12 protein-coding genes are annotated in these 14,811 nt (G+C 36.4%); 1 reads left to right on the plus strand and 11 read right to left on the minus strand.

Going from position 1 to position 14,811, the window contains the following annotated elements; genetic code table 11:
- Nucleotides 1-13 precede the first annotated feature (13 nt).
- The 6 genes from ACXAGS_RS13525 to ACXAGS_RS13550 form a co-directional block, all read right to left on the minus strand.
- A complete protein-coding gene (locus tag ACXAGS_RS13525; protein ID WP_474907482.1) occupies nt 14-868 on the minus strand; it encodes a PKD domain-containing protein in 855 nt (284 codons plus the stop codon).
- 13 nt (nt 869-881) lie between these two features.
- On the minus strand, nt 882-2,306 hold the full coding sequence (locus tag ACXAGS_RS13530) for a RagB/SusD family nutrient uptake outer membrane protein (RefSeq protein WP_474907483.1): 1,425 nt from the start codon (nt 2,304-2,306) through the stop codon (nt 882-884).
- 26 nt (nt 2,307-2,332) lie between these two features.
- The gene (locus ACXAGS_RS13535) at nt 2,333-5,374 is read right to left on the minus strand and encodes a SusC/RagA family TonB-linked outer membrane protein (protein ID WP_474907485.1); all 3,042 of its coding nucleotides are present in this window, start codon (nt 5,372-5,374) and stop codon (nt 2,333-2,335) included.
- 409 nt (nt 5,375-5,783) lie between these two features.
- Complete coding sequence (locus ACXAGS_RS13540; RefSeq protein ID WP_474907486.1) at nt 5,784-6,131, minus strand: cupin domain-containing protein; 348 nt, start codon at nt 6,129-6,131, stop codon at nt 5,784-5,786.
- A gap of 6 nt (nt 6,132-6,137) precedes the next feature.
- A complete protein-coding gene (locus tag ACXAGS_RS13545; protein WP_474907487.1) occupies nt 6,138-8,381 on the minus strand; it encodes an alginate lyase family protein in 2,244 nt (747 codons plus the stop codon).
- Nucleotides 8,382-8,394: 13 nt separating this feature from the next.
- On the minus strand, nt 8,395-10,734 hold the full coding sequence (locus ACXAGS_RS13550; protein ID WP_474907489.1) for a polysaccharide lyase 6 family protein: 2,340 nt from the start codon (nt 10,732-10,734) through the stop codon (nt 8,395-8,397).
- A 195-nt stretch (nt 10,735-10,929) separates the two neighbouring features.
- On the opposite strand from ACXAGS_RS13550, the gene ACXAGS_RS13555 reads away from it, so the two are divergent.
- The gene (locus ACXAGS_RS13555) at nt 10,930-11,139 is read left to right on the plus strand and encodes a hypervirulence associated TUDOR domain-containing protein (protein WP_474907490.1); all 210 of its coding nucleotides are present in this window, start codon (nt 10,930-10,932) and stop codon (nt 11,137-11,139) included.
- 1 nt (nt 11,140) lies between these two features.
- Here ACXAGS_RS13555 and ACXAGS_RS13560 read toward each other — a convergent pair whose 3' ends face one another.
- From ACXAGS_RS13560 to ACXAGS_RS13580, 5 genes are all read right to left on the minus strand, one after another.
- The gene (locus ACXAGS_RS13560; RefSeq protein WP_474907492.1) at nt 11,141-11,632 is read right to left on the minus strand and encodes a hypothetical protein; all 492 of its coding nucleotides are present in this window, start codon (nt 11,630-11,632) and stop codon (nt 11,141-11,143) included.
- Between the two features lie 174 nt (nt 11,633-11,806).
- Nucleotides 11,807-12,385 carry a hypothetical protein gene (locus tag ACXAGS_RS13565; RefSeq protein WP_474907493.1) on the minus strand — a complete coding sequence of 193 codons (579 nt, stop codon included), beginning with the start codon at nt 12,383-12,385 and terminating at the stop codon, nt 11,807-11,809.
- 340 nt (nt 12,386-12,725) lie between these two features.
- Nucleotides 12,726-13,418, minus strand: coding sequence for a haloacid dehalogenase type II (locus ACXAGS_RS13570; protein ID WP_474907494.1), 693 nt, complete (start codon nt 13,416-13,418; stop codon nt 12,726-12,728).
- A 98-nt stretch (nt 13,419-13,516) separates the two neighbouring features.
- Nucleotides 13,517-14,086, minus strand: coding sequence for a carboxymuconolactone decarboxylase family protein (locus ACXAGS_RS13575; RefSeq protein WP_474907496.1), 570 nt, complete (start codon nt 14,084-14,086; stop codon nt 13,517-13,519).
- A gap of 59 nt (nt 14,087-14,145) precedes the next feature.
- Complete coding sequence (locus tag ACXAGS_RS13580; RefSeq protein ID WP_474907497.1) at nt 14,146-14,706, minus strand: TetR/AcrR family transcriptional regulator; 561 nt, start codon at nt 14,704-14,706, stop codon at nt 14,146-14,148.
- Nucleotides 14,707-14,811 lie beyond the last annotated feature (105 nt).

Raw genomic sequence — 14,811 nt, forward strand, 5'->3', positions numbered from 1 at the left:
AAAAACTAACTAATTAATTCGCTACTGGTTCTATGGAAATGTTATCTAACCTAGCCTCTTCTCCTTGGTTGGTAATTAAAATGGCTATGCTAGCATTGGCGCCTGTATTAAAGGGTAAATCCACTTTTACATAGTCATTTGCACTGGTTTGATCATCCCCAACAAAGTCTGCCAATTTGGCTCCGTCCAATTCTGATAAATCTGAAATACCGCCACCAATAACAGATAGTGTAATGGTACCAGGGTTACTAGTTTTAAGCGTATAATAGTATGTTATTACATAATCTGTATTTGGTGTTACCGCAATATCTGCTTGGTACGCAATACGATCACCAGCAGAAGGAAATTTTGCTGCTTGGCTACCGGATTGAACAGGGCTACTGGTAATTTGGATAACCCCACCAAAATCATTTCGCCAAGAATCCCTACCGTCTCCCGTACCATCTGGCAAACTCAAATCTTCAAAATCTGCCTCTAGCACTACTGGTGTTATGGCTTCTGGCTCTTCTGGTTCTACCACCGTTACATCCATACTAAAAGTGCTGGTTGCACCTAAGGCATCAGACGCGGTTAAACTTACCGTAAACGTTCCTTCTGACGGAAAAATGTTGATAGGATCCACTTCTGAAGAAGTGTTGCCATCTCCAAAATCCCAAGCATAGGTAGTTGCACTGTTAGATTGGTTTGCAAAACTGTATTGTAGAAAATCTACTTCGCTTTGCGATGCGGAAAAACTAGCACTAGGCGGTGTTAAATCTGCCAAAGAACCCTCTTCTGCAATATCGTATTCAAAATCGCAGGCCGTTAGCCCAAGAAGGGCTAAACCAGCAAGCATATAATTTTTGATGTTATTTTTAAAATTTCTCATTTCAAATTCAATTTTAGTAACCAGGATTTTGACTCATTAAACCTTTGCTAAGGTTAATCTCGTTCTGCGGAATAGGCAACAATAAATCTGTTGCGGTAAACCCATAGCCATTAGCCGTAGAAAATGCAGAAAGTACATCTTGTGCCACTCCAAATCGGATTAAATCGAAAAGGCGATGGTTTTCAAAAGCCAACTCTACCCTTCTTTCGGTCAACAAATCTGTTTTTGTGATAGAAGTTACCGGAGTAGTTAGCCCAGCTCTATCCCTAACTTGCTGAAAAGAAGTTAAGGCGGCAGCAGCACTTGTTTCTTGACCACCCGCCAAAATAGCTTCCGCGTGCATTAACAAAACATCTGCATATCTAATTACGATCCAGTCATTACCAGATAAAGTAGCATCCGTACTAAAAGTTTTACCATCTGCACCCCCGTCTTCACCATTAGGCAAGTATTTAACCACTTGTGTTTGGGTGGGTTGCGAAGGATCCACGCGATATGAATATTGTGTTCTATCGCCACCAAATTCGTCTAAGGCAGCAATAGCTTCGTCCGTAACATAATTTACACCAACCGTTCTACCCACACCGTTCATAAACTCTGCAGAAAAATCCTGACTATCAGACTCAATACCTGGGTTGTAGGCAATAGCAAAAATTATTTCATTGTTGCCTTCATTGTAAAAAATATCATTGAAATTAGGTTCTAAAGTAAAACCATAACTCATAACGTTTTCACATAAAACCTGTGCATCGGTATAATTACCTAATGTTAAATGTACCTTGGCCAACAAGGCTTCCGCAGCCGCTTTTGATGCTCTAAACTTTTCGCCATTACTTAAACTATTTGCGGCAAATTCTAAATCTGAAACAATTAGCTCATATATTGAAGCGGTAGCTACGCGGGTAAATGCCGTTTCATTGTCCAAAGGACCTATTAAACCGTCTACTAATGGAATATCACCATACAATCTAACTAGATTAAAATAGGCATAAGCCCTTACAAATTTTGCTTCACCTTCAAATTGTGCCGCTTTGGCATCTGAAGCATTACCCAAATTTGCCAATACCAAATTTGCCCTGTAAATTATATTATAGAAGCTTTTGTAATAATTGTTTACAATACCATTTGCAGTAGAAACCGTAAATTCTTCAAATTGAGCTGCTTCGCCCTCCTGACTTTTGGTTCGTGTATTATCACTACGCATTTCGGTAAGATAATACTCTAATTGCACCCCTCTGTTGTCATCTAAATTAGTAGAGTTAATACCCTGAATGGCATCGTACATGCCAATAACTCCGGTTTCTATCTCGTCATCATTACTAAAATAACCTAAACTACTTATAGCAGATTCTGGAACGGGTTCTAGAAATTCACTCTCACAGGCCACCAAAGTTCCAAGAACCATTGCCAAGCCTAAATATTTATATATAAATCTCATTTTAATATTTTCTTTCTAGTTAAACCTTAAAATTCAATATTGGTACCAATAGAAATTGTTCTAAACACAGGAGACCCTGCACGTTGGTAACCATAGGTAGTTGGACTTGTATCGTTGATGGATTCTGGATTAAAACCAGTATAATCATCTGCCGTTAAGTACATTAAGTTCTGCCCTGTTGCGTATAATCTAAAGCTACTAAGGCCCAATTTGTCTGTTAAATCCTTAGGAAAGTTATACCCGATATTTACGTTTCTTAAAGCGATATAAGAAGCATCTTGAATAATATCATTGGTAAAGATTTTCTCCTTAATAAAACCTTGATCTGGTGTTATGGCAGGATCAAAATCTTGAGCACTATTAAAGTGGTTGAAGATATACTGATCTCCCATATTCCTGATTTCTGCCCCATGGCTACCTTGGAAAAGGAAGCTTACATCTACGCTACCAATTTTAAAATCATTGGTAACACTCCAGATTAAGTCTGGGTACGGATTACCTAGAATGGTTTTATCATCATCATCTATAAGACCATCTCCATTAAGGTCTTTTACATACACATCTTGTGCCTCGCCACCAACTGGGTGATATGGGTTGTTTAAATATTCTAATGGAATATCACGGTCTACCACCCATCCATAATAGGATGAAATTGGGTTACCTACCAAATTTATCCACTCTGCGGCACGCTTACTATCTACGTTTAAGATTTGACCGTTGGCATCTGCAAAGTCTGTTAGCTCGTTTTCGTTCATAGAAGCCAAAACAGTAGTAGACCATCTAAAATTTTGCGTTGATACGTTTCTGGAACGCAACTCTAGTTCCCAACCACTATTTTTAACTTGACCCAGGTTTACCAAGGCACTGCTAAATCCTGTAGTTGAAGAAACCGGATTATACAATAGTAGTTTGTCCGATTTACGTTCGTAATAATCTACAGAACCAGAAATTACTCCATTAAAAAATCCAAAATCTACTCCAGGGTTAAATTCTTCCAAGCGTTCCCACTGTAAGGTTGGATTCTGAATATTTAATGCCACAAAAGCTGCTTGTGAATTGTATACCCCCGTACCTAATAAAGGAATAGAAGGATAAAGATCTATAACATCACTACCGGTATCTATGTCCTTATTACCAGTAAACCCGTAACTAACACGTAACTTTAAGTTACTGATCAATGAGCTGCTGTTTAAGAAATTTTCTTCTGATACCCGCCATCCTAAAGAAGCAGCCGGGAAATCGCCAAATTTCTTGTCTACCCCAAAAATGGAACTACCATCTCTTCTATAACTTACAGAAGCTAGATACTTATTATCAAAAGCATAGTTTACCCTGCCAAAATAAGATTGAAATCTTTCGTCTAATTTAAATGACCCAATGGAGGATAAAACTGTTGCGGCACTTAGGGTTCTTAATAAATCTGATGTATACCCCGTACCTGCGGAACTATCTCCCTGCCATTCCCACTTTTCGCCAGAAAGACCGGCTATTGCAGAGATATCATGCTTACCTAGTACCTTATCATAGGTAAAATAATTTTCAGAAACTATATGAAATCTATTTTCATTACTAACATTATAACTTGCAGCAGAAGCCCCATTTCTATTGGATTCTACCCCCTGCCATCTATCCCTAAAAGTGTTCTGATAATCACCAGATAATACAGCCCTAAAATTAAGACCATCAGCTAATTTAAATTGTCCATAAACACTACCGGCAATCTTGAATTTATAATCGTTACGGTCTCTTTCTAAAACTTTTGCCGCTGGGTTTGTATTAGAAGTATTAGAAATGTCTACCAAGGTACTACCATCACCATACAAATCATAATTATCAAAGTGGCGTTGCAAAGCATAATCCCCAACTTGAACATCTGGATATACATCTCTATCCACGTATTGGATGGTATTGTTATCATGATAAACTGGCAACCATGGTGTTTGCCTTAAAATATCGTGGGTAGAACCATCAAAGCGTCTTCTTCTAGAATAAGAAGGAGCTATATTGGCACCTAACTTTACATTGTCCCCAATATTGGTATCTACTTTTAAACGCATATTATAACGTTTGTAATCGTCTGTAAGCAAAACACCCTCGTCATGCAAATACCCAAGAGAGGCACTAAACTTAGTGTTTTCGCTTCCTCCTCTTGCACTTAAAGAATGACTTTCTATTTTACCTCCGTCAAAAATCACATCTTGCCAATCGCGATCAATACCAATTAATTGCTTATATCTAGTTCTATCTGACAATCCGCCTGTTGCAGCTTGTTCTGCAGCAGCAGTCTCTGCTATAGAAAAGTAATAGGCATCACTTTGCTTAGCTTCTTTAAAACCGGTATAACCGTTATAGCTAAATTTAGTCTTACCTTCTTTACCTTGTTTGGTTGTAATTAAGATTACCCCATTTGCACCTCTAGATCCGTAGATTGCAGAAGAAGCAGCATCTTTTAAAACATCAAAGCTTTGTACTTCGTTCATATCAAGATTACCAAGAAAATCGCTATCTACCGGCAGACCATCTACCACTACCAAAGGCGCAGAATCGCCATTTAAAGAGCCAACACCCCTAATTCTAATAGTTGGGGCGGATCCAGCTTCACCTTCAGTAGCCGAAATATTTACACCTGCTATTTGCCCAACTAGAGCATCGTCTACCCTTGCAACGGCAATTTGGTCCAAATCTTCATTAACCACTTGCGATACCGCTCCGGTTAAGTGTACTTTTTTACGGGAACCATAACCTACAATTACCACCTCATCTAGCTGATTGGTATCTTCTTGCATCACAATGTCTAAAGATTGTTGATTAGCAATGGTTATGGATTGGGGCTTATAACCCAAATAAGAAATATTTAAGACATCTCCTTTAGCAACTTGAATGCTAAAATTTCCATCAAAATCGGTAGCAGCACCCCTTGTTGTATTGGCTACAATAATTGTGGCACCAGGAATTGGAATGTTACTGGCATCAGAAACCGTACCGGTTAGGGTATAGGTATCCTGAGCATAAGATAGCAAACCAGCAAGGAAAGCTATCGAGAGCATTAGTTTTAGTTTAAAATTCATTTGTACAGTTAGTTTCTATTTAATCTTCAATAGTGTTACTGCTTTGTGCATTAGCAGTTAGTTGTTCAAATCCACCATGACCCTTTTTGCAGTTAAAATTCCAAATGAATTGTTTAGTTTTGTAATTCAGGGTTACAGCGATGTACTCTGTCGTATTACTTCCCTCCGAAAGAAGTGATATTCCAAAAGGATAGGCGTGCACCTATCCTTTTTTTATGCTATTAACTTATCATCATAGGTTGATTTTTAATTGGTGACCCAAACTGGTTTACCAATTTGGTTTACCAAATATAAGTTATTGATATGTTAACTAAAAATCATTTTTATAATTTTTTTAATTAAAAATGACTATTTAACAAATTATGCTTTAAAATTTCTTGATTTGATAAAATTTTAAAAGTCTACTTCCCTACTCCATAAAATCTTCTCGAATAGGGCTAAAAACATCTATTAAAATTCCGGTTTTAGTGCATACGGCCCCATGCAACACGTTTGGCGGAATGTATACGCTATCTCCTTCTTTTACGGTTTGTTTAACCCCGCCTATGGTAAAATCAAACTCTCCACTAGCAACGTAAGTTGTTTGGGAATGATAATGCTCGTGTTCGTACCCAATACCTCCTTCATCAAAATGTACTTTTACCAGCATAATTTTATCGTCGTAACCCATAATCTTACGTTTTACGCCTTCCCCAACCGTTTCCCACTCTTGGTCTTTATCCAATAAAAATTCTTTACTTGCTCCAAATGACTTCATCCTTTGTTATTTTAGATTGATTATTGCAAAAGGTCCTTGCCAGCTTATGGCACTACCTTTTACATTTAATTTATGCTTTGTATTCTTATTTGCGTTACCAGAAGAAAAAGCCACAATTTTATCTTCATCTTCTTTTAGCTCTAATTTTATTACCCAATAATCTTGATCTCTGTAAAGTAGCGTTATTTGCTTTACCGAAGTGGTTGCGTTTACTGCCAACTCACTAACCGGACTGTAACTACCGTGGGATTCTAATACACTGGCAAAAAATGCATCTGCTACGTTTTGCTTTTTTAGGATAAGTGTTGGGTCTCTTCTAAGGTTAAAATTAGGGTCGTTAGCCCCTATTCTGGCCAGAATGAGACTATCTGTAGCAGATGCCACTGTGGTTAGTGTGTAAAATTTATTGTTAGCCAGCCATGAGAATTTTACATTTTCTTCCGCTACCGGGCTAGCCGCTTCTTTGAACAAATGTTGGTAACCATTTTTTGTTCCTAACGGTTTCAATTGGGCTTCCGTTTTATACGGCTGATTTAACGTCATTAATTGACCTAAGTAATAAAATGGTAGTTCATAAGTATGCGTACTATCTGATTTAACTTCCATAACATCTAAAACCATTGGTTTTTGCCAACTACTGTCTTTTAACATAACCATAGTTCTTTGCATATAGGTGCCCGGATAAGCATTTTGCTCTACTGCACTGACTACCTGTGCGGTTGAATCCTTGCTACTGAACAAATAATGATTGGAATGGTTTTTACTACCCACTTCATACTTTCCATTAAAATGAGCGGCACCATCTTGCACCAAAGTATTATGTGCAATGGTTTGTTTGGCCCAAGTACTGTTTTCTTTTAGATAATTACCTCCACCTTTTTGTTCAATATTTACAAAACGTGCAAGGCCATAATCTTGTATTACTTCTTCCCCATTTTCATACATAGAAAATGATAGTTTATCGTAATGGCCATGGCTAAGGCCTTGTGCGGTATATTTAAAAACTACCTCTATTCCATCCTGCCTAAGTACAGCAATACCTCCCTGTTCTCCGTTGGGCCCATCTTTTAAATCAATACTTCTTTTTATAAAAGATATACCCTTGTTCTGTGCAATGCCTTGGGCTACCGCTAAACCTGCATCGTTTAAAACTACCGTATTTTGCTTTTCTGCAATGGCAAGTAATTCTGGGTCTTTATTACCATAATAGTATGCTATATCTACAGCGTTTACCAAAGATCCACTGTAATAGGACATACCTTTTTGACCGTCGTTTATGGGAAAAAAATCTCCGTCCATATCCGATAATTGCAATAGGGCATATACACTCTTAACTAGAAGTCCGTCTTTGTATTCAAAAATTTTTAATTCTGGTTTTACGTTTTGTAAAGCCTGAGCAAAAACTAAAAAAGGATACATGGCATAGCGCTGATAATAAGGCCCTTCCGTATAATATCCATCTGGCGAAAAAGGCTCATCTAAATTGGCAAAAAAACCTGCTTTTTTCCCAGGCTCCAAAATAAAACCGCCATCATCATCTTTTAAACCTTTGGTTAAACTTACATCCTTAATTCCGTATAATGCGCGCTGTAGCAGTTGTTCGTCTTCCATAACTAAAGCAATCATACCAACGGCTACGTTACCCCAAGTACTATGGTTATGAACACGATTAAAAAATTGAGGATTTTCCACAGAAATAAAATCTGCAAAAGGTTTAAACAATTGTTTCTCCAAATGTTTACGCTCTTTTTTACTTAAGAATTCATAGATACAATCATAAGCTTGACTGGTATATACCAACCAATTAGAATCGTTTAAGCACTGCCAAAATAACTTTCCCCTAGCATAGGAACGTTCTTTAGGATGCACAGGCAAAGTGGGATAAAGTGAGGCATATGCCTTTAGCATGTCTCGTACGTAAATAGCATAAGAATCGTCTTCTAGAATTTGGTACAACACACCTGCTTTTTGCATAAGCCTATAATTTAACTTGTGCATTTCATGAGAATACCCCCCTGAGTAATCTTTAGGAACTGGTAAGTTTATAGGTTGATTTATTGCAGCATCTACCTCAGCTTTGACAGCTGCAATAGCTTGGTCCATCAATGGCACTTTACCTAATTGGCTTTTAATCTTTTCTACGCCAGCTTTGGTGAGTATCAATTTAGGATGTTCCTGAGCAGCTAACGATATAACGGTTATGAATAAAAAAGATAGGAGACGAACTTTTAAACTGGACAAAATAATCATGGATTGCTACCTTTTATTTTAATAAACCTAAATCGTTACCATCTGTCCCTTTTCCTTTTAAGGGAGAATTTGACTCCAAACTATAGGTTTTATCTTTAAAGCGAGGAGCTAACTCCCATAAATTTGCCGCGTTATAGTTTTGATCTCCTGTAACGGTTAACTTGTCCGATGCATAGAAGGCGTTATTAACAACATTTACAATTGGCTCCCCAACTACCAAATGCGTATTAATTCCTTTAGTTTTAGTAAATATGTTGTTGGCAATAGTTATAACCTGTACTCCATATAACGAAACCGCAGCCTCATATTTGTTTCTTTTATCATACCCTACATTATCCAACACATTGTGTTCCATTTCTAAAAATGGACCAAAAGTACTTTCGTCCTTACCCCCTCTGTGCAAACGAAGAGCGGCACCTCCTATATCCGTGAAAGAATTGTTCTTTAAAATAACGTATTCTGCGTTGTAAATACCAATATCGTCCGTTTCGCGGTCTAAGGCCATAATATGACCCGTTACATTTTTAAAGCTAGAATCTTTAATACTTATGGTATCTGCAAATGTATTCTTGTACACCCTAATAGCATCATAAGAATGGTTTACATCTAGATTCACAAATTCACAACCCGCTATGAACAACTTGTAATTTTTGTTCATACTGTACTTGCTTGTTGTAATTACGGAATTACCTGTTCTATCCGGAGAATCCGCTCCATTAAACACCAAATGGGATAAGGAAAGGCTACCACCATTATCTATTTGTAATAGCGATTTCTTTTCAAAATAAAGCTTTGGCTTGTTGTCCTTAGCGCCTATAATGGTTATAGGTTTATCTACTATTATGGTTTTTGTGTTTGGATACGCACCTCCTGCCTCTAGTTGTAAAACATCTCCGGCATTAGCAGTATTTACCGCTTCTACCAAACTGTTTAGGCCAGGAGCAACAGTTAGGGTCTTACCAGAATTAAGTGCAACATCAAGTTCATTTTTGGCATACCAGCTAACACCCGTATTTTCTTTAGTAGCTAAATCTTCGCTTAAGCTAGCACCAACTCCTTCTGGTAATTCAACAGGCATTAATAATCCGTTTGAATTGGCCTTAAGCTCCAATTCTTTCTGAACAAATCCGTTTTCTGTTATTGGTGTTGTATTGGGGCTTATGATATTGTTTTTAAACGTAATGCCATTTATATCATCATATACCGTAAAAAGATTTTTCTTGTCCGTAGTATAAAAAACATTGTTCTGCATTACCGAATTTACCGGCACCGCACTACGCTCGGCATCACTACCCGCACACAACTGAATATGATCACAATCTATAAACGTATTATTGGTTACAGTTGCATCTTCTACTTGGTGGTATCTGTTTATAGGACTGTTAGGAACACCGTTCATAATAACAAAAGCACCTCTAAAACGGTAACCTGTTAAACCAACCCCATAATTGTTTTTCACGGTTTGTTGACCATTTATTACACGTATACCACCTGTACTTGGCTTATTGTTACCAATAAAAACATTACCTAGTACTTGCGTTCCGCTACCATGACGCATGGTTAGCGTACCCGTACATTCATAGAAAACGTTGTCTTTGTATATATTTTTTCCGGATTTATTGGATATTATTTCATGCTCGCCATTGCACCTATCAAAATAATTAGAAGCAACCACGGTTTTAGAATCCGTTAATGAATAATGACTAGTACCTATACGTAGAGTTTCACCTCCATTTGAACCTAAATTTTGTCTTGGTCCAAAATAGTTGTGGTCTATTTGATTTTCGTTCTGTTGACTCTCTTCTGTATTTAACCTAACGATCATGGTTACGCCACGGTTGCGCTTACCAAGTAAATGGTTGTGGTCTATTCTATTATGCTTACCATAAATAGCCACCCATGTATCCGGCTCATGCCGTTCAGGATTATTGTAAGTATCAATTACACATTCGGTTAATCTAGAATAATGTGCTAGATTATTTTTATCCTTTTTAAACGAAATTACTTCGGTAGTTGGGGTATAGCCATTTTTAAATACCAAGCCTTCTACATGTAAATAGGTACCGGCCATTCTTAAATTAGATTGCCCTTCTAACGTTACTTTGCCTTTTTCTTCTACGGTTAAAGTTATAGGATTTTCTTGGGTACCATTACCTTCTAAAAGCAATTCCGCATTTTGCCATACTCCATTAGCTAAGGTAATAACCGTGCCCGGCTTAGCTTGGGCTACGGCTTTATTAAATTCTTCTACGGAATGGACTAAGTTTTTTGGGGAATCTTCTTGTTTACAAGCCGTAAATACAGCCAAAACTAGAAGAATAACTAAATGTTGCAGCAGTTTAGTGTTATTCATCTTAAATTGGTTTACCAGTTTGGTTTACCAAAAATAGGAATATTTATGTACTATCAAAATTTTTAAGGTGTTTGATATGTTAAATGTTTTTTTTTAAAGACACCTTCCAACTCGTATTTAAGCTTTTGCATTCTATTTTATCACAAATGGGCACCCCAACCCGGAAGTAATAATTTACTTTAGAATAAAAAAATTATGATAAGAGAAGGTACCAAGGTAAAATGGAAATGGGGAAATGGAACAGCCACCGGAAAAGTTATAGAAACATACACCAAAGACGTTTCTAAGACCATTAACGGTAACAAAGTAACCCGTAAAGGTTCTGAAAATGATAAGGCACTTTTTATTGAACAAGAAGATGGCGATAAAGTACTTAAAAGCGAATCTGAAGTAGAACGTTCTTAGATTACGATGTTGTTGGTACACCCAGCTTTAAGAGTTGGTGTTCCAACTCTTTTGCTCGTTGCGACCCAATTAAGTAGCGGTCGCCATTTTTAAGTTTAAGGGCTACCCCATTATTACCCTTAACGTTATACACTGTGCCGTATTTAGTCCAATACCTAATTCCCCAACCCCCAACAAACCCATACTTTTTGGCTTTTGCTTCTTGAATTTCTGAAATGGATATCTGACGTTTGATAAGCGGAAAAAAACGTATGGTTAAATATAAATTGGATACTGTAACCGTTAGCTTTAACCTATAAAAAAACAAGAGCAATAATCCGTATAAGACAGCAAAAATAATAAGGCCGTCATTAGACATAGGGTTATTACCAAAATCTGTTTTTAATACCAATTGTTGGTATACGCCATATGCAATTCTTATTCCTATGCCAATGAGCAATACCCATAACCACCACTGGGTAAACTTTTGTTGCTCTTTGAATTTTACGGCCATAGCATAAACTTTTACTTATCCAAGTTAGTTCTTATTTAAATAACTATGGACTGTAATATTAAGTAGTTTTACTTATTTTGAAGCTGGCCACAACAGGTTAGTTTATGTATAAAGTATCATAAAAGCAGCACTTATTTTTTTATTTAATGTTGCTAGTGATTTATTAAACATCCGCTAATTCTGGTTTTTATCTTCCTTGTAAAGACGCATGGCCTGCACATATTTTTGTGCCCCTTTCTCAGATAAGTCGTTAATAAAATTGTCCAACTCCGGATAATTAGCTGCTGTCCAAACTACCAAAGAATCTCTTTTCTGTTCCCATTTAGACCAATTAGCATCTGGGCAATCGCCAATGGTTATATTATAGATTAAACTGTCCTTAAAATAAAAGGACCAATCGCAACTAAGTGGGTTATTTTCTAAAAAGGCATTACGTTCAGATTTGGCTGCAATTCTTGCTATTATTACGCTATCTGTTACGGATAAATTTTTAATTGTATACTGGGTGTTAAAAACCGAATCCCATTTAAAATGCTCATAAAACGAAGCCGTGGTAAATTTAGCCTCAACCCCTTCGGTAATAGATATACTATCTTTAAATAACGGATTTATTAGATTATAATTTTTTGAATTAAAACCTTTAAAATATGTTCTTACCTTTTCCTTTTTTAAATAGGTTGGTGTATTTACTTTTCTATTGCATGCTAACAACACCACAGCAAACAATACCGTAAGGCTTATAAATGGTTTCATCGGGTTTTGGTATCATCAATTACCAATCTGTACGTGCAAAAAAGCAATAGAACAAACGCAATTAAAAATAACCACGTTTTAAAAGAACTAAAACTAAACGTAGCAAAATCAAAACTTAAGGTATTTAATAACATTGCTAAAAAGAGCAATAAGTAGTTCATTTTAGTATTCTGCATGAGTGTCTAATGATTTGGTCTGGTTTTTAATGTTTGACTACCAAAGTATTAACAAAGAATACCGAATGTAAGTAAAATCCGTAAAAAATTAGAGGAATAGTGGAGTATTTTCTATAAAAAACTATTTCAACGGAAGAATTAGGAGATAAAGAAATACTTAAATTTTATTTTAATTCAATTAAATAAGCTGCAGCTTCGGTTAAATTTTGTACCGTTTTTTCTGTCTTTGGTGCCAGTGGAAACTCATGTTTGCCCTTACGGGCTATAAATATAGCGCGCATATTGGCCTGTATGGCACCTGCAACATCCCAACCATGTGCCGCTAATAATAAGGTATCTTTAGGGTCTACTCCCATTTGTAAGGCAGCCCAACCATAAACCTTACTATGCGGTTTAAACAAGCCTATTTTTTCTACACTCAATTGCGCATCAAAATAATTAGTTAATTGTGCATATTGTAATTGCCCCTCTAACGTATCCGCATCAGAATTGGATAGCGCAACCAACGTATATCCGCTACTTTTTAATAAAGATAAAGCACTTGTAACCTCCTCATGAGCTGGTAACTGTTTAAAACCTTGGGTTACAATTAACTTTGCATCTTCTAAAGCAAGTGGAATTCCTTGCTCTGTTGCCAGCATTTTTAAGGTTACAGCGCCAATTTTCCCAAAATGGTGATAATCTCCGGTTGCAGAAACCACTAAAGAATAATGTAATAACGAAGAAAACCAGTGTGATACCTTATCCGTATCTCCATTAAATAAGGATGTGATTTTGGTTTTGATAGGAGTTAAATCTAACAGCGTCTCGTTTACATCAAAAAAGAGCACCTTGGGTATGGCAATTTTATTTTCCATGGTTTGTTTTTTAATAAGGCAACCCAGTTGTATCAAGACTGAGTTGCCCCTCATTCAAAATTACAAGCTAACTTGTTTTAAGATTGAAGTTTAGCAGGTTATTCTGCCTTCCAATCATATTTTTGAAAACCTTTATCCAAAGGTGTCTCTGCTATGTGATTTACATAGTTACTTATTACTTTCTGGGATACACCCAAAATAATATCCAATAAATGTCTCTGGTTATAACCGGCTTCAAAAAAGTTGTTTAGTACTTCTTGCGATAGTTCTCCTCTATTTCTAACAATCTCCAAGGTAGTATCACGCAATACCTCTAGCTTAGAATCTGCTAGTGTCGTTTTATTTCGCAACGCTTCAATTATAGCCTCATCTACTTGCATAGCTTTTGCTATAGCGGTATGGGCAGGTACACAGTAATGACATTTGTGCTCAACATTAATTGTTTGCCACACCACTGTTAGTTCTTCTTTATTAAAAGAGGAATTTTCAAATAAGGTGTGGATATTTTTATAAGCCTCCAACAATCCTGGAGACTCCGCTAAAACGCCATGTAAATTTGGCACGTAACCATAGGCCTGTTTAGAATCGTCTAACAAATCCTTGCTGGCTTCTGGAGCGGTCTCTAAGGAGTAAATGGTAAATGTTTTTTCTTTTTCTACTGTTTGCATCTTACTTGTATTTATGATTTATATTTCTAAACGTTCGTTTAGTTTAAATTAAAAATTTTTTAGATATTCTTAAAGATGTTTTTGATATACGTATCTAATTGTTTAGCATTAAAAACCCTACTAGCAGATGATAACCCAAACATGGCTACAATTAAATAGTCTGCCTTTTCATTGGTCCACGCTAGATCTTTTTCCTCAACTTTTAAAATGTTGTAAAAAAGGTTACGTACTTTATTTACAAAACGGTTTAGTTCATTTAATATAGCTTGGTTAGCATCTTCCCTAAATTCGTTCGCCGTATTGGTTATTAAACACCCTTTACAAAAGTTTTTATCCTTACTAAAGGTTATGAAATTATAAAAGTAATTTTCTATGGCTTTAACGGTCTGCGGTCCATTTGCTAATTGGTCTAGCAACTTGTTTAATTTTTTCTGATATAATTCCAAACTTGCCAAAAAAACACCATCCTTACTACCAAATGCAGCGTATATAGAAAACTTGTTTATTCCCATTTCGCTTTCTAATTGTTGCATAGAGGTACGTTCATAACCATTTCTCCAAAAAAGCTGCATGGCTTTTTCAGTGACCTCATCTTTACTGTATTGTTTTTTTCTAGCCATATCTACAAACAAAACTAAACACTTGTTTAGAAACAAAAAAATGAACTCATTTATTTAATATTTAATTAAGGTTTACTCCAACAAAACTGTTAAAATTAATTTTGT

Source organism: Croceivirga sp. ABH4_376, from assembly GCF_056160685.1.

Bases quoted from the DNA above. Each gene is read 5' to 3' on its own strand.
- ACXAGS_RS13545 (WP_474907487.1), bottom strand. From the start codon at position 8,381: ATGATTATTTTGTCCAGTTTAAAAGTTCGTCTCCTATCTTTTTTATTC.
- ACXAGS_RS13560 (WP_474907492.1), bottom strand. From the start codon at position 11,632: ATGGCCGTAAAATTCAAAGAGCAACAAAAGTTTACCCAGTGGTGGTTA.
- ACXAGS_RS13530 (WP_474907483.1), bottom strand. From the start codon at position 2,306: ATGAGATTTATATATAAATATTTAGGCTTGGCAATGGTTCTTGGAACT.
- ACXAGS_RS13555 (WP_474907490.1), top strand. From the start codon at position 10,930: ATGATAAGAGAAGGTACCAAGGTAAAATGGAAATGGGGAAATGGAACA.
- ACXAGS_RS13565 (WP_474907493.1), bottom strand. From the start codon at position 12,385: ATGAAACCATTTATAAGCCTTACGGTATTGTTTGCTGTGGTGTTGTTA.
- ACXAGS_RS13525 (WP_474907482.1), bottom strand. From the start codon at position 868: ATGAGAAATTTTAAAAATAACATCAAAAATTATATGCTTGCTGGTTTA.
- ACXAGS_RS13535 (WP_474907485.1), bottom strand. From the start codon at position 5,374: ATGAATTTTAAACTAAAACTAATGCTCTCGATAGCTTTCCTTGCTGGT.
- ACXAGS_RS13580 (WP_474907497.1), bottom strand. From the start codon at position 14,706: ATGGCTAGAAAAAAACAATACAGTAAAGATGAGGTCACTGAAAAAGCC.
- ACXAGS_RS13570 (WP_474907494.1), bottom strand. From the start codon at position 13,418: ATGGAAAATAAAATTGCCATACCCAAGGTGCTCTTTTTTGATGTAAAC.
- ACXAGS_RS13550 (WP_474907489.1), bottom strand. From the start codon at position 10,734: ATGAATAACACTAAACTGCTGCAACATTTAGTTATTCTTCTAGTTTTG.
- ACXAGS_RS13540 (WP_474907486.1), bottom strand. From the start codon at position 6,131: ATGAAGTCATTTGGAGCAAGTAAAGAATTTTTATTGGATAAAGACCAA.
- ACXAGS_RS13575 (WP_474907496.1), bottom strand. From the start codon at position 14,086: ATGCAAACAGTAGAAAAAGAAAAAACATTTACCATTTACTCCTTAGAG.